Source organism: Rhizobium sp. WSM4643 (genome assembly GCF_025152745.1).
GTDB lineage: Bacteria > Pseudomonadota > Alphaproteobacteria > Rhizobiales > Rhizobiaceae > Rhizobium > Rhizobium leguminosarum_I.
Genome location: NZ_CP104041.1, coordinates 588,164 through 610,574 on the forward strand (window position 1 = coordinate 588,164; position 22,411 = coordinate 610,574).

Here is a 22,411-nt window from a genome sequence, read left to right on the forward strand (position 1 = left end):
TTTCCGAGTGACGAAAATGCCCTAGAGCGGTTCATGTTTTGACTGAAGCGTATCCTGCATTGCGGAAGTAGTTTTCGCATTCGTCTGGTTTGATGGTTTCGACGAGGTGCCCGAGATGGCGCCATGTATCCTCGCTGGTTCGCTTTTGAGCTTCGCGCATCCAATGCTTGATTTTGGCGAATGTCTGTTCGATCGGATTGAGGTCGGGCGAGTATTTCGGCAGGAACCACAGCCTTGCCCCGACCGCCTTGATGGCATCCCGGATTGCTTTGGATTTGTGAGAACCGAGATTGTCGGCGATGACAATGTCGCCGGATTTGAGGGTAGGAATCAGTTGCTGGCTCACATAGGCGCGGAAGCACTCGCCGTTGATCGGGCCGTCGAAGACGCAGGGCGCGGTTAGCCGATCGCAGCGGAGCGCGCCGAGGAAGGTCAGCGTTCGCCAGCGGCCATGCGGGGCAAAGCCGTGCAGCCTTTTGCCCTTTGGCCCCCAGCCCCGCAACGGCGTCATGTTGGTTCTGATCCAAGTTTCGTCGATAAAGACCAAACGACTCGGGTCGAAACGGCTTTGCCAGGCTTTCCAGCGCCTGCGGTGCCGGGCGATATCGGCACGGCCTTGCTCAAGGGCGAATAGTGTTTTTTTTAAAGCTGAAGCCTTCGCGACGCATGAACTGCCAGATGGCGTTGTGGGAGACTGTCACGCCGTGCGCCGCCAGTTCGTCCTTCAGACGATGCAGCGTCAGATGCGAGGTCTTCTCAATCCGCTCGATGATGAAGGCACGATGCGGCTCCAGCACCCGCCGGCGATGGCCGCCCATCTTCCCAGGCGTAACGCTGCCCGTCGTTCGATAACGCTGCGACCACTTCACCACAGAGGAAACAGCTATATCGAACCGATCCGCCACCACCCGGCAGCTCTGACCGGCCGCAACTGCAGCGACAACTCTTTCACGAAGATCATTGGAATATGGTCGTGTCATGGATACTGGCCTCCTTTCCAGTACCCATCAGGAATCACATATTTGCTGATTCGAGAATCTAGCGATTCCGAGAAGCGATGAACCGCTCTAGCCCTTTATAAAACCGCTTCGCGCCTTTGCTGCGATTGCACCAGTTCTCAATGACCGTCGGGCGGGACGGCTTCGGCCGGAACCGTCTCTTTCAAATTCTTCCGATGGAAGATGAAGAGCCCCGCAACGACGATGATTGCGGCACCGACGATGATCTGCGTATCGGGAATATCATTGAAGAAGAGGTAGCCGAGGACGATCGCCCAGAGCAGCAGCGTATATTGCAGCGGCGCGAGCAGCGATGCCGGTGCGAGCTTCAGCGAGCGGGTGATGAGCAGATGCGCGCAGGAGGCGACGACGCCGAGCAGCAGCATGCCGGACCAATCGATGAGCGCCGCCGGCTGCCAATGACCGATGCTCAGGACGATGCCGGTGACGAGCGCCGCGACCGTCTGCCATGTCACGAGCGTCGTGTCGCTGGTCGAGCGTAGATAGCGGCTCATCACCAGCGACAGCGCAAAGGCAAGACTGCCGGCAAGTCCGAAGAGCGATGGAAGCGACAGCATCGCCGTGGACGGACGCAGCGCGATGACGACGCCTGCGAAGCCGGTCAGAACGGCGAGCCAACGGCGCCAGCCGATCTTTTCTCCGAGAAAGAAATGCGAGAGCGCCGCAACGTAGATCGGCCCGGCCATATAGAAGGTCATCACATCTGCGAGCGGCAGATAGGCGACGGCAGCGTAGAACAAGGCGACATCGACAGTCGCCATGAAGACCCGGATGAACTGGAGGCCCTTCTGCTCGACGCGGAACAACGCCATCGGCCCTTGCCGGAGGATCATTGGTCCGAGCACGATGAAGGCGCCGACCGAGCGGATCACCAGCACTTGGCCGACGGCAAAGCTGGCGACCAGCCACTTGCCCATTGCATCGTTCAGCGCAAAGAGCAGATCGCCGAGCAGCATCAGCACGACGCCTGTTATGATCAGGTTTCCGGCATCGGCTAAGCCAGTCTTGGTCGTCATCTCTCGCATCCTCGCAAAAACGGCCGCGCATGCGCGGCCGAGTGCGGCTTCAGCCTTAACACTGCCGATGTCAAGCCGGCGGCGTGGCGGATGAGGCGCCTAGAGCGCCCAATCATCCCAATTCTGGACTTCGGCAGCTTTGTCCTCGCAGCAAATCATTTCCAGCGCCAGCGAGGCGCGACTGGCGTGCCTTTGTTTATGCCGCAGGATCGCAAATTGGCGGGACGGCAGAGGGAAGCGCGCCTTGACCAGGAGACCTTGCGTCAAGAGTGGTGCTGCCACGGCTCCCGAAACGACCGTCGCGCAGAGGCCCTCTCTTGCTGCCGATATGACCGCCTCGTTCGACGGCAGTTGCAGCGCGACAGCCAGATCTCCTGGGCCTATGCCGAGATTGGAAATCGCCGCCTCGAAAGCCGATCGGGTTCCGGACCCCTTTTCCCGCATGACCCATTTTGTGCCCGAAACCAGCTCTGCCGGTGCAATTGGTTTGCCACGCGCCCAGGGATGGCGCGGACCGACGACGACAAGGAGTTCGTCTTTGGCAAGCGGCTGAACGTGCAGCGCTGGCTCATCGACGCTGCCTTCGACGAACCCGACTTCGGCCAATCCATCGAGTACCGCTTTTGCCGCGGTGGTCGTGTTGCCAATCATCAGCTTCAGGTCAATGCCCGGGTAGCGGATCTTGAAACGCATCAGCATCGCCGGTAGCCAGTAGCTGGCGATCGTCTGGCTCGCAAAAACGACCAGGTCACCCTTTTGCAAGCCGCCGAGATCGGACAGGACGAGCGCTGCGGCCTTTGCGCGTGCCAGCGTCGCTCTTGCCTCCCCCAGAAACACCCGTCCTTCATATGTCAGTTCTATGCGGCGTCCGACGCGGTGGAAAAGCTCGACACCATAGGAGGTCTCGAGATTGCGGATAGCCGAACTGACGGCTGAGGGCGTCAGCCCGATCGCAAAGGCGGCATTGGTCAGATGCTCGCGTTCCGCAACCGCGACAAAAATGGAAAGTTGTTCAAACGTCATTGATTCAATCGTTCGATTTTAGCGAATGAACGATCCTAAACTATTCAATGGAAGTCGACAATTGGGTGTGGGAGATTGTAGTCTTGCGCAAGGTCTCGCCGATGATCGTTTCCGCCTCCCGTTCCCTGTCGCTTCCTGCCGTCCTCCCGGGACTCGTCCTGTGTGCGGCAGTCACGCTCTCTGCGTATCTCCTTGAACAGCTGCAGATGATGGTTTTCGGCTCGCATTGGATCGAGAACCTCGTGCTCGCCATTTTGATCGGCATTGCCGTGCGCTCCTCGGTCTGCCTGCCGCAGACTTTCATTCCCGGCATCCAATTCGCCGCCAAGACCTTGCTCGAGATTGCGGTCGTGTTGCTCGGCGCCTCGCTCAGCATGGCTGCCATCAGGCAGGCTGGACTGCCGCTGGTCGGCGGAATTGCCGTTCTGGTTGCTCTGTCTTTGGCCGGAAGCTTTGTTATCGGGCGGCTCTTCGGGCTGCCGGCCAGCCTGGCGACGTTGGTTGCTTGCGGCAACTCGATCTGCGGCAATTCTGCAATTGCCGCCGCAGCTCCGGTAATCGGCGCCAAACCGGACGATATTGCGGCCTCGATAGCCTTTACCGCAGTGCTCGGCATCGGTGCAGTGCTGACGCTGCCGCTGCTTCACCTGGTTTTTGGTCTCAGCGCCGTACAATATGGTGTTTTCGCAGGACTGACGGCCTATGCCGTCCCGCAGGTCTTGGCGGCCACGGCCTCTGCCGGGGCCGTCAGCACTCAGGTGGGCACGCTCGTCAAACTGATCCGCGTGATGATGCTCGGACCCGTCATCCTCGTGCTCGGCGCAGTCCATGGCTGCCGTCCCGGCAGTTCGCCAGTCAAGCTCCGCTATGTTCTCCCATGGTTCATCCTCGGTTTTGCAGCCATGGCGACGCTTCGTTCCCTCGACGCGATCCCGGCGCCGCTGCTGCCCGGGATGGCGGCTGTCTCTGCCGCCTTCACCGTCACCGCCATGGCGGCTTTGGGCCTCTCCGTCGATGTCAGATCCGTCGCCCATACCGGCGGTCGTGTCCTCGCAGCGGGGGCGCTGTCGCTGTTGGCGTTAGGGGCTCTCGGGCTTTGCCTGATCGGGCTGCTGAACATCGTCTGACCGATCATGCCGGACGGCCGCCGCCGCTTTCAATATGTGATACCCGCAAGAAATCTTGCGCGTCCCGTCAATGAATTCGTCGAGAGTTTCCGCCTTGGCGCTCATCCTCTCCGGTGAGATGCCGGGGGTGCATGTCAGAGCCGCCGATGGGACGCTTGCGGGATATTTCTCTCGTGACACCTTATTGCGCGCCAATCGACTATAGAGCAACTCCGGCATATTGCGGAGCGGTCTTGCGCCCGGAACTGCGCAGAACAAAAAGATAGAGCGTTTTCGTGACACGGGGACAGGCGGAAACGCTCCGGCTGGAGTCGTTTGCGGAAGAGGGCGACATCGCAGGTCGCCATGACGACGAGCCCAACCTGCTCAACGCAGGCTGGGCCATCTTCGGTTTTCGATCAGATGGTCGAGACGTTCTCAGCCTTCGATTTTCCGGTCTTGCGATCCTGTCCGATTTCGAAGCTGACCTTGTCGCCTTCGCGGAGCGACCCGCCGCTTTGCAGCGCAGACACGTGAACAAAAACGTCCTGCCCGCCACCCTCAGGGGTGATGAAGCCGAAGCCCTTGTCGTCATTGAAGAATTTAACGGTACCTGTCGGCATGAGATAACTATTTCCTTGTGTCGTTCAGCGATTTGCGAAGGCGAAACTATAGCTTCGGGGCTTCTCTATCAACCCTTTAGCACACTGGCGGCTTTTTGAACGCAAAAAGATATCAGCTCCGACGTAGCTCAATGCGGCTCGTAACAACCGATCGACCTGTCGTGGGGTCGGTATCGACGGTTGTGAGGCGCATGCCCGATGCTCCGGTTTTTTCGATCGTCATCTGCGCAAGTCGATCGCCATTGACTTCTTTCGCCCATCTGATCGCGAGGCTTATGGCATTACCAGCGCGTTTTCCGCCAAGACCCGCAGTGCCAGTGCCCGCGCCCACGTAGGAGCCGGTGTAGGTGCCACCGCTAGCCTTGAGGTTAGCGCTGATGACACGGGAAAAAAGCACGAGACTGGTGCAGCGCCCATTGAGTGCAAGGGAGCTTGCATTCGCATCCGACTTGAAACGGCAAGTGACTGTCATGGTGGGTGCATTTGTCCGCACTTTCACCGTACCCTTACCGCTCCAATTTCCCGCCAGTGTCTTCAGGAACGCGGACTCGTCGGCCTTGGCGTCGCAGGCCATAACTATCGACGCCGTCGCAACGGCGATGGCACATGCAAGGACCTTCATCAGCTGAGTAACTTTCGGACCGCGTAACATCCGCATAACGACGCTCGTCTGATCGAGGAGGAGGGTGTCATATAACCGCTCGGCGGTGAATTGGTTCCGTATGGGACGTATTCGCTCGCCGCAGCGCACGCGTTTTCAACAGGATCAGCCTGCCAATGCTGCGGTTTGCCGAAAAGAAAAAGATGCTGCCTGCGCTCGGTAGAGTTCATTCGTCCAGCCCCGCCTGGGATCTTGCGGCTTCGCGCGGGTGGAAAAAGGCATTTTCAATGCTGGGCTCAGCCGGGCGGACTGGCCCGGACCTGCTTGGCGAGCAGCGATCTTTACCCTTTTCAGGGACAAGCTCGGCGAAAAACCTGCGGATGCAGGCAACTTACCATTGCGAAACCAATAGCCTTCGGCGAATGTCACCTGACGTGGCGTGAGGCGAGTTTATGTCATTTCGGATCGAGCGTCTGGTTGAAAAACACATTAGCGGTGCGGCCGTCGTATTGGTAAATGCCTATGCCCTGCCTCCGTGGAATGAGAGCTGGTCCCTTGAAGCGGCTGCAGAAAATGTGACCTATGTGCTTGAAACTCCCAGGTCAATTGCACTTGCGGCAGTTGACGGAAGCAAGGTGCTCGGCATTGCGCTCGGGATACGACAGCGGCGCCATACCGGCCCGGTGATTTATCTGGACGAGCTTTCAGTGCAACCCGATGCACAGGGTAAGGGAATTGGGACCGCTCTACTTTCTGCAATGTTCGAAACAGCCACAGCTGAAGGATGTAGCAGCTTGTGGCTGATCTCGAAGCGAGGAGGGGCGCTGTCGGAGTTCTATCAGCGTTGCGAATTTGCTGTGATAGGCGACCTTGGCCTGTACTCTAGATCGAGCGAATAAGGCCAGATTGGGAATTACGCCTTTCCATACATCCGGCTCGCCCGCAGCAAGCGTTGCGAATAAGGATGTTCGACCGCACCTCTTCGCAAGGCGCCGACATCGACCTGTTCGACGATCTCGCCCGCTTCCATGATGGCGACGCGGCTGCACATGTGCGAGACGACGGCGAGATCATGGCTGACGAGCAGATAGGTCAGGCCGCGATTGGTTCGCAGATCCTGGAGGAGATTGAGGATTTCGGCCTGAACGGACACATCGAGCGCCGATGTCGGTTCGTCGAGAAGCAGAACGTCCGGATCCAGCATCAAGGCACGGGCGATTGCCACGCGCTGCCGTTGGCCTCCGGAGAGCTGGTGCGGAAATCTGTAGCTCAGCGCCGGGTCGAGGCCGACTGATCTCAGGACGGCGTTCACGTCGACGGAATTCGTATCGAGGCCCTGGTTGCGCAGCGGTTCCTTCAGCTGCGAGCGGATGGTCTTGCGGGGATGGAGCGATCCATAAGGGTCCTGGAACACCATCTGCACCCGGCGAAAGAACGGCCGGCTGCGCTGTCGGTCCAGCGTCTCTCCGTGGAGCTCGATCCGGCCGTCATAATTGGAGTTGAGACCGGAGAGCGCTCTTAGAACGGTGGACTTTCCGCAGCCGGATTCGCCGACCAGGCCGAAAGCAGTTCCCTTCTCGATGGAAAGACTTACATCTCTGACGACGGGCCGCTGGCCATGGCCGAAACGGATGGAGAGATTGTCGATTTTGATCACCGTGGCGGCTCCAATGCGGGTTCGTCGAGCCAGGCGGGATCCCGCTTCAGGATCGGCAGTCGGGCGGGTGGATCCTCGATCGTCGGCAGGGATGCCAAAAGCCCTTGCGTATAGGGATGTCTGGCCTTGTCGAGATCGCGCGCTTCGAGCACTTCCACGACCCGCCCCGCATACATGATGAGGACGCGATCGCAGAAATTCCTGATGAGATTGAGATCGTGACTGATGAAGATCAGCCCGAGATTGCGGCGCAAGACGAGCTCGTCGAGCAGGGCCAGGATCTCAAGTCTCACCGTCACATCGAGTGCTGACGTCGGTTCGTCGGCGATCAGCACTTCGGGTTCGGCAATCAGCATCATGGCGATCATCGCCCGCTGGCCCATCCCGCCCGAGATTTCGTGCGGATAAAGGCGGGCCACACGCTCCGGATCGCGGATCTGAACGGCCTCGAGCATATCGAGAGCCTGCTGCCAGGTCCTTGCCCTGCTCGTCCTCGGATGATGGAAGCGGTAGGTCTCGGCGATCTGTTCGCCGATCCGCATGACGGGATTGAGCGAATATTTTGGATCCTGCAGGATCAGGCCGATCCGCCGTCCCCTGATCGTCATCATCGTTTTTTCATTCGCCTTGAGCAGGTCGACGTCGCAAAAGCGCATCCGCTCGGCATTGACGATCGCGGTCGGTGGCAGCAGCTTCATGATCGCGCGGCCGACGGTCGACTTTCCCGATCCGGATTCACCGACGATCCCGAGTTTTTCCTGTCCAAGCGAAAAGCTCACGCCGCGAACGGCTCGCACCTGCCCGCCGCCGAAGGCGATTTCGAGGTTCTGAATATCAATCAGGTCAGTCATTCTGAACCTCGGGGATCGAGAACATCGCGGAGTGCATCACCGACAAGGTTGAAGGCGAGGCTGACCAGCGCAATGGCAATACCGGGTGCCGCGATGACCCAGGGGCTGTCGAGCATGAATTCACGTCCGCTGGCGGCCATCGAACCCCATTCCGGCCATGGCGGCTGCGCGCCGAGGCCGAGGAAGCCGAGGCCGGCGGCGGTGATGATGATGCCGGCCATATTGAGGGTGACGCGGACGATCACCGAGGGAATGCACATCGGCAGGATGTGACGGGTGATGATCGCAATTGATGTCGCGCCCTGCAGGCGTACGGCGGCGATGTAATCCGCCTTGCGAAGGCTGAGCGTCTCGGCGCGCGCAAGACGCGCGATCGGCGGCCAGGCCGTCAGTGAAATCGCGATGATCGCATTGGTGATGCCTGGACCGAGCGCTGCGGCAAAACCGAGCGCGAGGACGAGGCCGGGAAAGGAAAGGAAAATGTCGGTGACGCGCATCAGGACTTCATCGACGATGCCGCCGAAATAGCCTGAGACGGTGCCGATCAACAGGCCGAGCGGGGCGACGATGACCGTGACAAGCATGATGATGTAGAGTGTTGTGCGGGCGCCGTAGATCACCCGGGAGAAGACGTCGCGGCCGAAATTATCGGTGCCGAGCCAATGGCTGGCCGATGGCGCGGCAAGCCGCCCGGCCATGTCCTGAACGATCGGATCGTAGCTCGTCAGCAGGGGTGCGGCCAGCGCCACGACGATCAGCACTACGATGATGGCAAGTCCCGCCAGGCCAAGCGGGTGCAGGCTGAATTTCCGCCAGCCCTGATGAATTTGCTGCACCGACGACTGAAACCAGCCTCGCGGTTCCGGCGCGAGCAGCCAGTTGCGAAGGCCGCCAGTGTTAGTGCTGTCCGCGTGCTCAGAGGAGATCGTCATGGCGTCATCGTGTCCTCGGATCAAGAATGCGATAAAGGAAGTCCGACAGGATGTTGATCGTCAGGAAGACGGCGCCAATCGTCAGGACGGAACCCATGACCACGTTCATGTCGTTCATCTGCAGCCCCCGGGTCAGGTACTGGCCGAGCCCCGGCCACCCGAAGACGGTCTCGATCAGCACCGCGCCTTCGAGCAGACCGCCGAAGGTCAGCGCCATGATCGTCAGAAGCTGCACGCGGATGTTCTTGAATGCATGGCGCCACACCACTTTGCGGGTGCCGAGCCCCTTTGCCCGCGCGGTGATGATGTATTCCTGGCTCAGCTGCTCCAGCATGAAGCTCCGCGACATGCGGCTGATATAGGCGACGGAATAGTAGCCGAGGATAGCCGCCGGCAGGATGATGTGGCCAAGGGCGTTGTAAAACACGTCCCATTGGCCCTGAATCGCCGCGTCGATCAGGAGAAAGCCGGTCATCGGCGTGACGAGGCCTTCATAGAAGACATCGATCCGGCCCGAGGCCCCGACGAGCTTCAGCTTCGCATAGAAGATGAAGAGCGCCATCAGTCCGGTCCAGAAAATCGGAATGGAGTGGCCGGCAAGGGCGACGATCCGCGCGACGTGGTCGATAATGGTCCCGCGCCTGACCGCAGCAGTGATCCCTAAAGGAATGCCGACGATCGCCCCGATGATCATGGCGATGATCGCAAGTTCGATCGTCGCGGGAAAGATCGTCATCAGATCGGTGAGGATCGGCTGGCCCGTCGTCGCCGACATGCCGAGATCGCCTGTGGCGATCTTGCCGACGTAGGAGAGGAACTGCATCCAGATCGGCTGCCCAAGACCCAGCTCGTTATAGACGCGATCGTAAACCTCCTTGCTGACTTCCGCCCCGGTGATGGCGAGCACCGGGTCGGCAGGCAGCAGGCGGCCCATCGAGAAGGTCAGGAAGAGCAGGCCGAGCAGCGTCGTCACGACGGCTACGACGCGTCCCGCCAGGCGCCGCAGCAGGCTCAGTGCCGGGTGCGGGGCCGCCTCGGCGAACCCGCCCGCCGGGGAGTGCCGGCTGCTCTCCTCCTTCGATGTCGTATCGGCGCTTGCCACGCGTTCTACTCCTTGGTCACGTCGTGCCAGCGCGTCGACCATGTCGTATGCCCGTGATAGCCCTTGACGTTGGCGCGCATGACATAGGGGTCGGTTCGCTGGAAGAAGATGACCAGCGGGGAGGCCATGCCGGCATAGATGCCGTCCATCTTCTTGAAGATGTCGGTACGCTTTTCCGTGTCGCGCTCCTTCATCGATTGGTCGATGAGCGTGTTGAGCTCGTCCACCTTCATGCCCGTGCGCCAGAGGTAATAGCTGCCGAGGCGTGCCTCGTCGCTATTGTCGGGGTTGAAGGCATATTGCGTGGCGACCGCGAAGGGATCGGGCAGGCGGGCGCCGGAATTGCCGAGCAGCACTTCGAATTTGCGCTCGCGGAAGGCGGGCGTGAACTCGCCGGGCACGAGATCGAGATCGATGCCGGCGGCGCGGGCACTCGCCTGCAGCGCTTCGGCGAAGGGCAGGGTCGGGGCTCCCGACGGATTGAGTACCTTCTTCAGCCCATTGGGATATCCGGCCTCCGCCAGCAACTGCTTGGCCTTGGCGGGATCGTAATCGTAGTGCGAGGCAGCTTCCTCAGGGGCGCCGATCATACCGCGAGGGATCATCGACTGCCAGGGAAAGCCCGTATAACGCATGATGTTGCCGGAGATCGCTTTCCAGTCGAAGGCATGCTGGAAGGCCTCGCGAACCTTCGGCTTCTGCAGATCCGGGTCTTTCTGATTGAGGGCGATGTAGTAGAAGCCGAGACCCGGGACATTCTCGATGACCATGTCCTTTTTGCTGGCGAGCGCATCGAGGTCGCCGCTTGCCACATACTGCCCGACATCGACGTCGCCGGCTTCGAGTTGAAGCCGGAGATTGCCGGATTCCGGGATATGACGAGCGACGACGCGCGCCATGGCCGGCTTGCCGTCCCAATATTTCGGCTGCGCATTGAAGATCGCGACATCGTTCGGCCGCCACTGGGCCAGACTAAATGGGCCGCTGCCGGCGGAATTGGCGGATAACCAGGCACCGCCGAAATCGCCGTTCGCCTCGTGCGACAGCACCGTCTTTTTGTCGACGATGCCGATCGACGAGCCCGCCAGCGAATAGAGCACCAGATCGGTATTGACCGACTGCGGCAGCTCGATCTCGAGCGTGTGTTCGTCTTTTGCGCGAACGAGCTTTTCGACGTTTTCAGGCGTGAAGCCCCACAGTGCGATGTCGGTGGAGCCGACCTGTCCCATCTTGATGACGCGCTGGATCGACCAGGCTGCATCCTCGGCGGTCACCTTGTTGCCGCTCTGGAAGACCGCGTCGTCGCGTAATGTCAGCGTGATGATCTTGCCATCCGCCGAGACGCTCCATTGCGTCGCGAGCATCGGCTTCAGCGTTTTAAGATCGTCCGGCGACAGCTGCACGAGGTTGTCGTAGAGATTCGAGATCAGCTCGGATACCGTGCGGGCATTGTTCTGGGCCGGATCGAGCGTCCTTATGCCGGTGAGATTGGTGCCGATCACCAGCATGTTGGGCGGCGACGCCGCGAAGCTGGGCTGCGCCGTCGTCAGGGCGCCGGCAATTGCGATCGTTGTCAGTACTTGTCTCAGCATCTCAAGACCTCCCAATCCTGTTGTTTGTGGATAGTGGCGAAATCAGCCGGCCGCCTTGACGGCCGGCTGGTCTGAATGAGTTTGAATGTCGCCTTCGGCCTCCCAGCCTTGAAGGAGCCGATGAAGCTCCTCGCGGTCATGCTGGTCGAGCTGCGGCAATCCCGGCACACGCACGGGACCGACATCGAGACCGGAATAGGTGACGGCTTCCTTGACGACGGTCACGTTCGCGCCATTGCGGAATTTGGTCCGCATCCGCTCGAATGGCTCGAGCTTGTTGACGATCGCCCTGGCGGCGGCAAAATCGCCTTTTTCAAGCGCAGCGTGGACCGCAAGCGAGAGCTTCGGCGCGACATTGACGAGGCCGGACGTGAAGCCGCGGGCGCCGGCTGCGGTAAATGTCGGCGCCCAGCTCTCCGCCAGGCCGCAGACGAACAGCGCGCCGCCGGGGCTCGCCGCCGGGATCGCTCTCGACAACAACATCAGATCGGTCGTGGCGAATTTGATGCCGGCAACATTGCCGTGATTTGCGAGGCGGACGATATCGGCGACGGCGAAACCATCGGCCCTGACATAGGCGATGAGCGGCAGGGCGGAAACATCCGCAAGATTGCAGAAATAGTCGATCTGGGCCGCAGGTGCTGCGAAGGGATCGACGGGCTGATGCGACATGACGGCGGATGCGCCGATCACCGCCGCATCTTTCGCCATGCCGATCGCCTCTCGCAGCGACCGGCCGATTGCGGCCGTCACCGGCGCCTTGCCGTCGACGCCTGAAACCGCCGCCTCATGGACGATCCTGATTTCCTGCGGCGTGAGCGCATAGAATTCCCCGGTATTGCCGGCAGCGACGATGTTGTGAATACCCGCTGCCGCCACCCGCTCATAGACTTTCGCCGTAATCCGAGGTTCGACTTCGCCTCTCCCGTCATAGGCCGTGACGGGAACACCCGAAACGCCCGTAAGCGCCTTGCGCATGATCGCGATGCTCATTTTTTCTTCCCCGTTCGCTTTCCATCCTAATGGTCGTTATCCGAAGTGGTAGGGCGCCAAGCCCTCCGCATTCACATCGAAGGCAATGACAGTGCCTGCCTCGAAATGTCCGGTGCGGTCCGTCGACAGGCTCGTGACGTAGAGGGTGCGCAGATCCGGCCCTCCGAAACACGGCATCGTCGGTGCGGGAACCGGCAGAATGTAGATTTCGACGATGTCGCCTTCGGGCGAAATCCGGTTGAGGCGACCGGCGGAAACGCCGGCACTCCAGTAGAACCCGTCACGATCGGTTGTCGCGCCGTCGGGCCGACCCTCGTCTTCCGTGAAGCTGCGAAGCCGGCGCCCATCGCCGAGCTCGCCCGTATCAGGATCGAAGTCGAACGCCTGCAGGAAGCATTGCCGGCTGTCGGAGTGATACATCCGCCGGCCGTCCGGCGACCAGGCGAGACCGTTGGAGCTAGTCAGTCCGGTTGCAACGGTCCGCGTGCGGCCATCGGCGCCCACGCGGTAAAGGGCGGCCTCATCGGTCTGCGGCTTGGCTTCGCTGAACGAGCCGATCCAGAAGTGCCCGTCGGGGCCGACCTTTCCGTCATTGAGGCGGCAGTTGATGTGGCGCCCGACTGGATCCGACACAAACTCGAAATCTCCCGAAACCGGATCGAAGAGATGGACGCCCGTTTGGAGCCCCACGACGATCCTGTGATCGCGGCAGAGCCCGAGGGCGCCGATTGCGGCCGGCATCTCGAAGCGGTCGATCTTACCTGAAGGCGAAAGCCGGACGAGCGCCGGCGCCAGAATATCGACGAGCCACAGAGTGCCGGTCTCCTCGTCCCATACCGGCGATTCACCGACCGTCAGCGGTTGCTGGATTACGGAACGGACGTCCGGGCGGATGACCCGCGGCGCCGTCATTCAACCGTCTCCAAGCTCTTGACCAAGCCATCGGCGTCGCGCATGCGGATGGTGCCGTCGTGATTGATCTCACAGAATCCGCCACCCTGGAATGCCAGCGCGACCGGACCTTCGGATCCCTCTTCGATCAGTGCGTAATCGCGCGGCCGGTCCTGCGGCTGGTAGCCCAATCGTGCCGCCAGCTCGTTGTCCCACCATTGCGTGTCCGTGTCGGAAACGCCGTAGACGACTGTTGCGGCGATCTGTGGGTGAGTGAGCCCAATCCGCACCAGTTGCGCCAGATCCCGCGCGCTGATCCAGATTGCCACCGATCGCTCGCTGTTGGGATAGGTGCCGGCATTGCCGATACGGATGGAAAGGGAGCGAATGCCCGACGTGTCGTAGTAGAGCCCCGCCACCAGTTCGCCCCAGCATTTGGAAAGTCCATACGGGCTGTCGGGGCGCATCGGGTCGAGCGGCGATATGACTTCGCCGCGCGGATAGAAGCCGGTGGTATGGTTGCTGGAAGCATAGACGACCCGCTGGACCTTGTTGATCCGTGCCGCTTCGTAGAGATTGTAGGTTCCAAGCACATTCGCGTGCAGAATGGCGTTCATGTCGATGCCGCTGGCGATGCCGGCGAGATGAACGACGCCGTCGACATCCTTCAGCGCCGCCGTTGCCTCGTCGAGCTTTGTAAGGTCTGCTCTTACGAAAGTCTCGTTTTCGCCAAGCTCAGCCGGTTCCTGCAGGTCGATCAGGTGGACGTGCTCAAAATGCGCGTGAAGGTGAGGGCGCAGCAGCGTTCCGACACGGCCGGCAGCGCCCGTCACAGCGATCCGTTTCATTATTCTTCCTTCCATTATCGCTCAACCCCCTGAAACATGCGGGCGCGGGCGTTCAGTATGTGTTTCTTCATCGCATCGTGCGCTTCGGTTTCCCGCCGTGCGAAGATCGCCTCGACGATCACCGCATGCTCATCCTGGACGCTGCGAATCTGCTCCAGCGTCCGTTTCAAGCTCAGGCTTCGCGTGACGGAATGCCCGATGGCGAAATGCGGCCTGAACCATTCGCGAACGGTGATGTGGAACTGGTTGCCGGTCGCCATGGCGATGGCATCGTGCAGAACCTGATCCTCCTCGGCACCGAGCTCTCCGTTGCGCAGACATTGCTCGATCGAAAGAAGCGCTGCCGTAATCCTCTCCTTGTCGGCCGGCTGCCAGTTTCGCGCGGCAAGCTCCGCCGCCTCGGCCTCGAGCCCGGCGCGGAATTCAAAGAACCGCTGGACATCGGCGAGCGATCCGACCGGCACCATTTTCAGCATCGACGAATCCGGTCTTTGCCGGACATAGGAGCCCGAGCCCTTGCGCGAAACGACCAGGCCGTCGGCTCTCAGGCGTTCGAGCGCTTCGCGCACGACGGGTCTCGAAGCGCCGAAATCGGCGGCGAGCTTCGTCTCCGACGGCAGCCGTTCGTTCACCGGAAAATTGCCGTCGGCGATCATCCCCACGATCTTCTCGTAGATGATGTCGCTGAAGCGCGTTGCGCCCCTGTTCGAAACGGCATCGACCGCGAATGTCATTATGGTGCTTTTCTCCGAACGATTTGGGCTCTTGCAGTTGCCGACCGAACGTCTGCGTGGAAGTGTACAGCTTCTAACAGATCTCTGTCTCAGATGCGTATTTGCCTTGTTATTGGCGCGCGAGAACCCGGTTCTGTTGCTGCATCGCTACAAAATTTGTAATTATCTGTCAACTCTTGTAATCATTTGGGAACGTGTCTATGGTTCGGTCCCAGCGCCGAGGAGGGTGCGGGCGGCAGGTCGGGAGCCTGCCGCATCAGCCGGTTCAAAAGGTGCACCGGCTTAGAAAGGGAGGAACTCGATGCCCAATGAAATTCTGTCGCGCGGCGTTACCCGCCGCACTGTGCTTGGTGGCATGGCGGGCGTCGCAGCCTTGTCCATTGCCGGTCGCGTCTCTGCCGCCGCAGGCGGCGAAGCACCCGCACTTGCACAGCTTGTGAAGGACGGAAAACTGCCGCCGCTCGCCGAGCGCCTGCCGAAGAAGCCGATGGTCGTCAAGCCGTTCGAAAAAGTCGGCACCTATGGCGGCTCGCTACGCCGCGGCCTTCGCGGTTCATCCGACCACAACGGCATCCTGCGCATGGTCGGCAACCAGAGTCTCGTGCGCTGGAACCTCGAATTTACCGCTGTGGAGCCGAATCTTGCCGAGCGCTGGGAAGTCAGCGACGACGCGACGCAATTCACCTTCCATCTGATCGAGGGCGTGCGCTGGTCGGACGGTCATCCCTTTACCGCCGACGACGTGGTTTTTGCGATCGAAGACTGCGTCAAGAACACCGAACTCTACAGCTCGACACCGGCGCAGCTTGCCGTCGCCGGCAAGCCGGTCACCGTCGAGAAGATCGACGATCATACGGTGAAGTTCACCTTTGCGGCGGCCAACGCGCTTTACCTGGAAAATCTCGCTACGCCGCTCGGTCAGCATCCGACGCTCTTTCCGAAGCATTACTGCAGCCAGTTCCTGCCGAAATATAACCCCAATATCGAGGCCGATGCGAAGAAAGCCGGCGTCACCAGCTGGACGGAACTATTCCGCAGCCGCTGCGGTGACATCGAGATCCCGTCGCGCTGGGGCAATGTCGACAAGCCGACGCTCGATCCATGGGTGGTCAAGGAACCCTATGCCGGCGGTGCGACGCGTGTCGTCATGACCCGCAATCCATATTTCTGGCAGGTCGACACCGAGGGCAATCAGCTTCCCTACATCGATGAGATCAACTTCGGCATTTCGCAGGATGTGGAATCGCTGATGCTGAATGTCATCTCGGGAAAGATCGACATCCAGGAACGCCATATCAGCGTGCTTGCCAACAAGCCGACGCTGTCGAAGAACATGGAAAAAGGCGATTATCGCTTGCTGACGCTCGTGCCTTCGGCCTCGCAGCAGTGCCAGATCTACTTCAACATCACTCACAAAGATCCGGCGATGCGCAAGATGTTTGCCGACAAGGCATTCAGGCAAGCGCTCTCGATCGGCATCAACCGCCCGGAACTCATCGATATCGTCTATTTCGGCCAGAGCGAGCCCTACCAGGCCGGGCCGCGTCCGACCCATCCGTGGTACAATGAGAAATACGCGCGCCAGTTCACCGAATTTGACGCCGACAAGGCAGGCGCGATGCTCGATGAGGCCGGCTACAAGAAAGGTGGCGATGGTTTCCGCCTCCGGCCGGACGGCCAGAAGGTGTTCTTCTCGATCGACGTCATTCCGACGCTCTATCCCGACCTCGTCGACGCGCTCGAACTGGTCAAGACCCACTGGGCGCAGATCGGCATCGACATGAAGGTCAACACGATCGAGCGGGCGCTCTACTACACCCGCGGCGACGACAATGCCCATGATGCGCAGGTATGGCCTGGCCCCGGTGGCCTCGATCCGATGCTCGATCCGCGCGATTTCTTCGCCTTTCATCCGCAAGGCTCGCGTTACGCCATTCCGTGGACGCTTTGGTACACTTCCAACGGTGCACGCGGCGAAGAGCCGCCGGAAAGCCAGAAGAAGCGTATGAAGCTGTTCGACGAGGCGCGTTCGACGGCCGATCTCGACCAGCGCGGTGCGATCATGAAGCAGATATTCGATATCGCGGCGGAAGAATTCGAGACTGTCGGGCTTTGCCTTGCCGTCGGCGGCTTCGGCATCATCCGCAACAATCTGCGCAATGTTCCCGAAAAGCAGCCGGATAGCTGGTCCTGGCCCAATCCGGGGCCGGCAATGCCGCAGCAGTTTACCTTCACGAGCTGATTTGCACCTCCGGCGCCGTGCCTGACGGTACGGCGCTTTCTTTCAGTTCGCCCTCCGAGATGCCTTGCCGGCCATGGCGGCCGGCAAGGTCCGGAAGGCGGCGTTCAATGCAAGAGGCGCCCCATGCTGGTCTTCATCGCCAAACGCTTGCTATGGATGATTCCATCGCTTTTTGCCGTCAGCTTCCTCGCTTTCGTGCTGATCCAGCTGCCGCCGGGCGATTACGTCACCACCTATATCGCGACGCTGGCCGCCTCTAACGAGATTGTCGATCAGAACACGGCGGCGCAATTGCGCGAACGCTTCGGTCTCGGCGATCCGATGTTGATCCAATATTTCAAATGGACATGGGGTATCCTTTCGCGCGGTGATTTCGGCATTTCCTTCGAATGGCAGCAGCCGGTCTCGGATCTGATCTGGGAACGCATGGCGCTGACGCTTGTTCTGGCTCTGTCGACATTGATCGCCACCTGGGCGATCGCGCTGCCGATCGGCGTCTTTTCCGCCGTGCGCAAATATTCGATCGGCGACTATTTCTTCACTGCCTTCACCTTCTTCGGCTTGGCCGTTCCGTCCTTCCTGCTGGCGCTGGTGCTGATGTATGTCGCGGCTGTCGAATTCGGCCAGGATGTCGGCGGGCTCTTTTCGCCGGAATATGAGAACGCGGCCTGGAGCTTCGCCAAGATGGGCGATCTTTTCTCGCATCTCTGGCTTCCCGTCATCATTCTTGCCGTCTCCTCGACGGCGAGCCTCATCCGCGTCATGCGCGCCAACATGCTCGATGAGCTGCCGAAGCCTTACGTGACCACGGCACGGGCAAAAGGTCTCTCCGAGTTCCGGCTGCTGGTGAAATATCCTCTGATGATCGCGCTCAATCCGTTCATCTCGACGATTGCCTGGCTGCTGCCTAATCTCATCTCCGGCTCGGTCGTCGTCGCCATCGTCCTCAATCTGCCGACGGCTGCTCCCTTGTTGCTGCAGGCGCTGATGGCTCAGGACATGTATCTCGCCGGCGCCTTCGTTCTGCTGATCTGCGCGCTGACGCTGATAGGCTCTCTGATCAGCGATATCCTGCTTGCGCTGGTCGATCCCCGCATCCGGTTGGAATAGGAGCCGATATGGCCGACATCACCGTTACGAACATTCCACCGGATCGCGCCGCCGTCGCATCGCAGTGGCAGCTCATCTGGTGGGCTTTCCGCCGGCATCGGCTGGCCATGGTCGCGCTCGTCGTCACCGTGCTGATGTATATCGTTGCCCTGCTTCCCGGCTTCTTCGCCATCAACGACCCGAATCTGCAAAATGCGCGGGCGACTTTTCACCCGCCGCAGAGATTGCATCTGATCGATACGCAGAATGGGTTCTCTTTTGGCCCGCATTATTATCCGATGAAGCTGACCCGCGATCCGGAAACGCTGGCCGCCATCTTCAAGGAAGACACGACAAAACGTGTCGACGTCCAGTTCTTCGGGCGCGGCTATGAATATTCCGTATTCGGCCTGTTCAGGACCAACATCCATCTGATCGCTTCGCCCGACAAGACGACGCCGCTGCTTCTGTTCGGCGCCGACAGGCTTGGGCGCGATGTTTTCAGCCGAACGGTGCAGGGCTCGCAGATCTCGTTGTCGATCGGCCTCGTCGGTGTCTTCTTCTCGCTCATGCTCGGCATCGTGCTCGGCGGCATCTCGGGATATTACGGCGGCCGCATCGATTTCTTCCTGCAGCGGGTGATCGATTTCGTGCTGTCGCTGCCGACGATCCCGATCTGGCTCGCAATGGCCGCAGCCCTGCCGCAGGACTGGCCTGCGACGCTGCAATATATGATGATCACGATCATCCTGTCGCTGACCGGGTGGGCGCAGCTTGCCCGCGTCGTTCGCGGCCGCTTCCTGTCTTTGCGCACCGAGGAATTCGTCGCTGCCGCCAGGCTCGACGGTGTTCGCGAAAGGCGCATCATCTTTCGACATATGCTGCCGAGTTTCGCCAGCCATATCATCGCCTCGATCACGCTTGCGGTGCCGGCGATGATCCTTGCCGAAACCTCTCTCTCTTTTCTGGGGCTCGGTCTGCAGCCGCCGACCATCTCCTGGGGCGTGCTTCTGCGCGAGGCCCAGAACATTCGCTCGATCGCCACCGCGCCTTGGCTCTTCATGCCGGGCTGTGCCGTCGTGGTCGCCGTGATGGCGCTCAACCTTCTCGGCGACGGCCTGCGCGATGCGGCCGACCCCTACAACAAATGAGGCCGGCATGACCGATATCCTTCCCATTGCCGGCAGGCCGCTGCTCCAGGTGAAAAATCTGACGGTCGAGTTCCCTCTGCGCACCGGCGTCTTTCGCGCGGTCAGCGATCTGTCTTTCTCGATCGAGCCGGGCAAGACGCTCTGTGTCGTCGGCGAAAGCGGATCCGGCAAGTCGGTGACGGCGCGTTCGATCCTGCAGATCGTCGATGCGCCCGGCCGCATATCCGGCGGATCGATCACACTGAACGATCAGAACGGCGGCTCGATCGATCTGACCAGCCTCAATCCGCGCGGGCGTCAGATCCGAGCGATCCGCGGCCGCGACATCGCCATGATCTTCCAGGAGCCGATGTCGTCGCTGTCACCGATCCACACGGTCGGCAACCAGATCGTCGAGGCGCTTCGCCTACACACCAGGATGAGCAAGGCAGAGGCTCGCGCGGAAGCCATATCGCTGCTTAAGCAGGTCGAGATTCCCTCACCTGATAAAGCGCTGGACCGATATGCGTTTCAATATTCCGGCGGGATGCGCCAGCGCGCGATGATTGCCATGGCGCTCGCCTGCAAACCGCAGCTGCTGATCGCCGATGAGCCGACCACGGCCCTCGACGTGACGACTCAGGCCGAAATTCTCGACCTGATCGCGCGGCTGCAGAAGGCCAAGGGCATGGCCGTGCTCTTCATCACGCATGACATGGGCGTCGTGGCGCAGATCGCCGACGATGTGCTCGTTATGCACAACGGCGTCGCCAAGGAATATGCGCCGGTCGAGCAGATCTTTCATGCGCCGAAAGACGACTATACCCGGATGCTGATCGGCTCGGTGCTGAAGCTGGAAGCGAAGGCCGAAATCCGGCTGGCGCGCCCGCCGCTCGACACGACGGCGCCACCGATCCTCGAACTCCGCAATGTATCGATGGATTTCGGCGAGGTGAAAGCGCTGGACGATGTTTCCATTTCGCTTCTGCCGGGCGAAACACTCGGCATCGTCGGCGAGAGCGGATCCGGCAAGACGACGATGGGTCGCTCGATCATGCGGCTGATCGATCCCACGTCAGGCGAAATCCTCTATCGCCGTGCCGACGGCGACATCATCGATCTGGCAACGGCAAAAGGTCAGACGCTCGCCGCCGCGCGGCGGGAATTGCGTATGGTGTTTCAGGATCCTTTCGGCTCCCTCAACCCGCGCATGACCGTCTCCCAGATCATCGGCGAGCCGCTGCTCGTCAATGGTGTCGCAAAGGGGCGGGCGCTGGAAGAGCGGGTTTGCCATCTTATGGAGCAGGTTGGTCTCGACCCGAGGGCACGCGAGCGCTATCCACACGCATTCTCCGGCGGCCAGCGTCAACGCATCGGCATTGCCCGCGCCATCACTCTCAATCCGCGCGTCATCGTTGCCGATGAGGCAACTTCGGCGCTCGACGTCTCCGTGCGCTCGCAGGTGCTCGATCTGCTGATGCGCCTGCAGGACGAACTCGGCCTCGCCTATATCTTCATCAGTCATGACATCGGCGTTATCCGCTACATGTGCGACCGTGTCGGGGTGATGTACAAAGGCCAGCTCGTCGAGATCGGCGATGCGGAGAAGGTCTGCCGCACGCCCGAGCACGCCTATACGCAGGCGCTGATATCGGCGATCCCGCGCCCCGATCCGCGTGATCGCGATCATTCCAGGCGTTTCCGCTATGTCGCGCCGGACATTCTGAAGAATGGGAGTTCTCTGCGATGAAAATCACCGGGATCCGCACTTTTCTCATGCGTGTCGGTCAGCCAGACCCCTCGAAATGGGCTTCCGACCAACCTGCGGGCGATGGCGCCTCCAAGCAGTTCGGCGGTACCAGAAACTGGCTCTTCCTGAAAATCGATACCGACGAGGGCATCACCGGCATCGGTGAATGCTCCGGCTGGCCGCGCGTCGTCGAGACGGCGATCCATGATCTCGCCCCACTCCTGATCGGCGAAGATCCGGCCCATATCGAACGGTTGTGGCAGAAGATGCATATCGCCATGATGGGCCATGGCATGCTCGGGACGGTCGGCGGCGGTGCGATGACCGGCATCGACATGGCGCTATGGGACATCAAGGGCAAGGCGCTCGGCGTGCCTGTCTGGATGCTGCTCGGCGGCAAGGTGCGCGACCGGATCCCGATCTATTCGCATGCAAATACACCCGAGCACGCGCTTGCCCTCAAAGACCGCGGCATAAAGGCGATCAAATGCGGCGGTGTCGCCGATCCGGTCCGCAAGGTCGCCGCCCTGCGTGAGGCCGTCGGCGACGACATGGACATCGCCATCGATCTGCATGGGCCGCCATGGCTGACGCCGGCGGATGCCTGCCGGCTGGTCCGGGCGCTCGAACCCTATGAATTGATGTGGGCGGAAGATCCGATCGCGCCGGAGAATATCGACGGCTACCGGCGCATCCGCGATGCAGCGCATGTGCCGCTTGCCGCTGGCGAACGTTCGGCAACCATCTTCGGCGAGCGTGAGCTCATCGAGAAGGAACTGGTCGACGTGATCCAGCCGGACACAGGCCGGGCCGGCGGCATCACCCAGATGAAGAAAATCGCGGCCATGGCCGAGGCGCATCATATCCAGATGGCGCCGCATTCGGGCTCGCTCGGGCCGGTGGCGGAATATGCGGCTTTGCATCTGCTTGCGGCGATCCCGAACGCCCTCATCCTCGAGCGCCTCGACGATGACTGGGAGGGCCGCCGCCAGACGATCGTGCCGCATCCGCAACAGGTCGACGGCTTGATCGCCGTTCCCAATGGCCCGGGACTTGGCTGCGATATCGACGAGGCCTTCGTGGCGCGCTTCCCCAGCAACGGCAATGTCTCGGTGCCGCAAAGCGCCGGCGCCTACAATCCCGGAACCGACAACGAGCATCTCTACGTGCAGACGCGCCAGTCGCGCCGCAGCTATTTCAATCGCTAGAAGG

Annotated in this window: 21 protein-coding genes; 7 read left to right on the plus strand and 14 right to left on the minus strand. The window is 60.8% G+C overall.

Going from position 1 to position 22,411, the window contains the following annotated elements; translation table 11 throughout:
- Nucleotides 1-31: 31 nt before the first annotated feature.
- The 3 genes from N1937_RS26655 to N1937_RS26665 form a co-directional block, all read right to left on the minus strand.
- Nucleotides 32-980, minus strand: a protein-coding gene (locus N1937_RS26655; protein WP_085991549.1) for an IS630 family transposase whose coding sequence is annotated in 2 segments (ribosomal slippage) — nucleotides 32-643 and nucleotides 645-980 — 948 coding nt in all. Because the reading frame shifts where the segments join, the coding sequence is not laid out codon by codon here.
- 137 nt (nucleotides 981-1,117) lie between these two features.
- Nucleotides 1,118-2,035 (minus strand): DMT family transporter, encoded by a 918-nt coding sequence (locus N1937_RS26660; protein WP_162116363.1) that lies wholly within the window; start codon nucleotides 2,033-2,035, stop codon nucleotides 1,118-1,120.
- A 99-nt stretch (nucleotides 2,036-2,134) separates the two neighbouring features.
- Complete coding sequence (locus N1937_RS26665; protein WP_260059399.1) at nucleotides 2,135-3,058, minus strand: LysR family transcriptional regulator; 924 nt, start codon at nucleotides 3,056-3,058, stop codon at nucleotides 2,135-2,137.
- 65 nt (nucleotides 3,059-3,123) lie between these two features.
- On the opposite strand from N1937_RS26665, the gene N1937_RS26670 reads away from it, so the two are divergent.
- Nucleotides 3,124-4,185, plus strand: a complete 1,062-nt coding sequence (locus N1937_RS26670) for a YeiH family protein (RefSeq protein WP_260059400.1) — start codon at nucleotides 3,124-3,126, stop codon at nucleotides 4,183-4,185.
- Between the two features lie 398 nt (nucleotides 4,186-4,583).
- Here N1937_RS26670 and N1937_RS26675 read toward each other — a convergent pair whose 3' ends face one another.
- Both N1937_RS26675 and N1937_RS26680 read right to left on the minus strand, forming a co-directional pair.
- Nucleotides 4,584-4,787 (minus strand): cold-shock protein, encoded by a 204-nt coding sequence (locus N1937_RS26675; protein WP_017967409.1) that lies wholly within the window; start codon nucleotides 4,785-4,787, stop codon nucleotides 4,584-4,586.
- Between the two features lie 112 nt (nucleotides 4,788-4,899).
- Complete coding sequence (locus N1937_RS26680) at nucleotides 4,900-5,520, minus strand: hypothetical protein (protein ID WP_260059717.1); 621 nt, start codon at nucleotides 5,518-5,520, stop codon at nucleotides 4,900-4,902.
- Between the two features lie 320 nt (nucleotides 5,521-5,840).
- Between N1937_RS26680 and N1937_RS26685 the strand changes: the two genes are divergently transcribed.
- Nucleotides 5,841-6,287 carry a GNAT family N-acetyltransferase gene (locus N1937_RS26685; protein ID WP_170259676.1) on the plus strand — a complete coding sequence of 149 codons (447 nt, stop codon included), beginning with the start codon at nucleotides 5,841-5,843 and terminating at the stop codon, nucleotides 6,285-6,287.
- A 14-nt stretch (nucleotides 6,288-6,301) separates the two neighbouring features.
- Here N1937_RS26685 and N1937_RS26690 read toward each other — a convergent pair whose 3' ends face one another.
- The 9 genes from N1937_RS26690 to N1937_RS26730 are packed head-to-tail and all read right to left on the minus strand — an operon-like array spanning nucleotide 6,302 to nucleotide 14,988.
- Nucleotides 6,302-7,045: an ABC transporter ATP-binding protein gene (locus tag N1937_RS26690; RefSeq protein ID WP_260059401.1), complete on the minus strand. Its 744-nt coding sequence runs from the start codon at nucleotides 7,043-7,045 to the stop codon at nucleotides 6,302-6,304.
- Nucleotides 7,042-7,896, minus strand: coding sequence for an ABC transporter ATP-binding protein (locus N1937_RS26695; protein ID WP_222295463.1), 855 nt, complete (start codon nucleotides 7,894-7,896; stop codon nucleotides 7,042-7,044). Before N1937_RS26695 ends, N1937_RS26690 begins: the two co-directional genes overlap by 4 nt.
- A complete protein-coding gene (locus tag N1937_RS26700; protein WP_162116370.1) occupies nucleotides 7,893-8,828 on the minus strand; it encodes an ABC transporter permease in 936 nt (311 codons plus the stop codon). The genes N1937_RS26695 and N1937_RS26700 overlap by 4 nt, the downstream gene beginning before the upstream one ends.
- Before the next feature lie 4 nt (nucleotides 8,829-8,832).
- Complete coding sequence (locus N1937_RS26705) at nucleotides 8,833-9,930, minus strand: ABC transporter permease (RefSeq protein WP_162116371.1); 1,098 nt, start codon at nucleotides 9,928-9,930, stop codon at nucleotides 8,833-8,835.
- Between the two features lie 5 nt (nucleotides 9,931-9,935).
- Nucleotides 9,936-11,522 carry an ABC transporter substrate-binding protein gene (locus N1937_RS26710; RefSeq protein WP_162116372.1) on the minus strand — a complete coding sequence of 529 codons (1,587 nt, stop codon included), beginning with the start codon at nucleotides 11,520-11,522 and terminating at the stop codon, nucleotides 9,936-9,938.
- A gap of 42 nt (nucleotides 11,523-11,564) precedes the next feature.
- Nucleotides 11,565-12,515, minus strand: coding sequence for a dihydrodipicolinate synthase family protein (locus N1937_RS26715; protein WP_162116373.1), 951 nt, complete (start codon nucleotides 12,513-12,515; stop codon nucleotides 11,565-11,567).
- Between the two features lie 36 nt (nucleotides 12,516-12,551).
- Nucleotides 12,552-13,427: an SMP-30/gluconolactonase/LRE family protein gene (locus tag N1937_RS26720; protein ID WP_162116374.1), complete on the minus strand. Its 876-nt coding sequence runs from the start codon at nucleotides 13,425-13,427 to the stop codon at nucleotides 12,552-12,554.
- A complete protein-coding gene (locus N1937_RS26725) occupies nucleotides 13,424-14,254 on the minus strand; it encodes an NAD-dependent epimerase/dehydratase family protein (RefSeq protein ID WP_162116375.1) in 831 nt (276 codons plus the stop codon). Before N1937_RS26725 ends, N1937_RS26720 begins: the two co-directional genes overlap by 4 nt.
- Before the next feature lie 14 nt (nucleotides 14,255-14,268).
- A complete protein-coding gene (locus N1937_RS26730) occupies nucleotides 14,269-14,988 on the minus strand; it encodes a FadR/GntR family transcriptional regulator (protein ID WP_017967398.1) in 720 nt (239 codons plus the stop codon).
- 301 nt (nucleotides 14,989-15,289) lie between these two features.
- Between N1937_RS26730 and N1937_RS26735 the strand changes: the two genes are divergently transcribed.
- The 5 genes from N1937_RS26735 to N1937_RS26755 all read left to right on the plus strand — a co-directional run bounded on the left by N1937_RS26735 (nucleotide 15,290) and on the right by N1937_RS26755 (nucleotide 22,407).
- Complete coding sequence (locus tag N1937_RS26735) at nucleotides 15,290-17,230, plus strand: ABC transporter substrate-binding protein (RefSeq protein WP_017967397.1); 1,941 nt, start codon at nucleotides 15,290-15,292, stop codon at nucleotides 17,228-17,230.
- 123 nt (nucleotides 17,231-17,353) lie between these two features.
- Entirely contained in the window at nucleotides 17,354-18,340 is a 987-nt protein-coding gene (locus N1937_RS26740) for an ABC transporter permease (protein ID WP_260059404.1), read from the plus strand.
- A gap of 8 nt (nucleotides 18,341-18,348) precedes the next feature.
- Nucleotides 18,349-19,470 carry an ABC transporter permease gene (locus tag N1937_RS26745; RefSeq protein ID WP_017967395.1) on the plus strand — a complete coding sequence of 374 codons (1,122 nt, stop codon included), beginning with the start codon at nucleotides 18,349-18,351 and terminating at the stop codon, nucleotides 19,468-19,470.
- Between the two features lie 7 nt (nucleotides 19,471-19,477).
- On the plus strand, nucleotides 19,478-21,199 hold the full coding sequence (locus N1937_RS26750) for an ABC transporter ATP-binding protein (protein WP_170275935.1): 1,722 nt from the start codon (nucleotides 19,478-19,480) through the stop codon (nucleotides 21,197-21,199).
- The gene (locus N1937_RS26755; protein ID WP_260059420.1) at nucleotides 21,196-22,407 is read left to right on the plus strand and encodes a mandelate racemase/muconate lactonizing enzyme family protein; all 1,212 of its coding nucleotides are present in this window, start codon (nucleotides 21,196-21,198) and stop codon (nucleotides 22,405-22,407) included. The genes N1937_RS26750 and N1937_RS26755 overlap by 4 nt, the downstream gene beginning before the upstream one ends.
- Nucleotides 22,408-22,411: the final 4 nt, after the last annotated feature.

Bases quoted from the DNA above. Each gene is read 5' to 3' on its own strand.
- N1937_RS26730 (WP_017967398.1), bottom strand. From the start codon at position 14,988: ATGACATTCGCGGTCGATGCCGTTTCGAACAGGGGCGCAACGCGCTTC.
- N1937_RS26745 (WP_017967395.1), top strand. From the start codon at position 18,349: ATGGCCGACATCACCGTTACGAACATTCCACCGGATCGCGCCGCCGTC.
- N1937_RS26660 (WP_162116363.1), bottom strand. From the start codon at position 2,035: ATGACGACCAAGACTGGCTTAGCCGATGCCGGAAACCTGATCATAACA.
- N1937_RS26715 (WP_162116373.1), bottom strand. From the start codon at position 12,515: ATGAGCATCGCGATCATGCGCAAGGCGCTTACGGGCGTTTCGGGTGTT.
- N1937_RS26665 (WP_260059399.1), bottom strand. From the start codon at position 3,058: ATGACGTTTGAACAACTTTCCATTTTTGTCGCGGTTGCGGAACGCGAG.
- N1937_RS26755 (WP_260059420.1), top strand. From the start codon at position 21,196: ATGAAAATCACCGGGATCCGCACTTTTCTCATGCGTGTCGGTCAGCCA.
- N1937_RS26735 (WP_017967397.1), top strand. From the start codon at position 15,290: ATGCCCAATGAAATTCTGTCGCGCGGCGTTACCCGCCGCACTGTGCTT.
- N1937_RS26675 (WP_017967409.1), bottom strand. From the start codon at position 4,787: ATGCCGACAGGTACCGTTAAATTCTTCAATGACGACAAGGGCTTCGGC.
- N1937_RS26750 (WP_170275935.1), top strand. From the start codon at position 19,478: ATGACCGATATCCTTCCCATTGCCGGCAGGCCGCTGCTCCAGGTGAAA.
- N1937_RS26725 (WP_162116375.1), bottom strand. From the start codon at position 14,254: ATGAAACGGATCGCTGTGACGGGCGCTGCCGGCCGTGTCGGAACGCTG.
- N1937_RS26740 (WP_260059404.1), top strand. From the start codon at position 17,354: ATGCTGGTCTTCATCGCCAAACGCTTGCTATGGATGATTCCATCGCTT.
- N1937_RS26685 (WP_170259676.1), top strand. From the start codon at position 5,841: ATGTCATTTCGGATCGAGCGTCTGGTTGAAAAACACATTAGCGGTGCG.
- N1937_RS26695 (WP_222295463.1), bottom strand. From the start codon at position 7,896: ATGACTGACCTGATTGATATTCAGAACCTCGAAATCGCCTTCGGCGGC.
- N1937_RS26720 (WP_162116374.1), bottom strand. From the start codon at position 13,427: ATGACGGCGCCGCGGGTCATCCGCCCGGACGTCCGTTCCGTAATCCAG.
- N1937_RS26700 (WP_162116370.1), bottom strand. From the start codon at position 8,828: ATGACGATCTCCTCTGAGCACGCGGACAGCACTAACACTGGCGGCCTT.
- N1937_RS26710 (WP_162116372.1), bottom strand. From the start codon at position 11,522: ATGCTGAGACAAGTACTGACAACGATCGCAATTGCCGGCGCCCTGACG.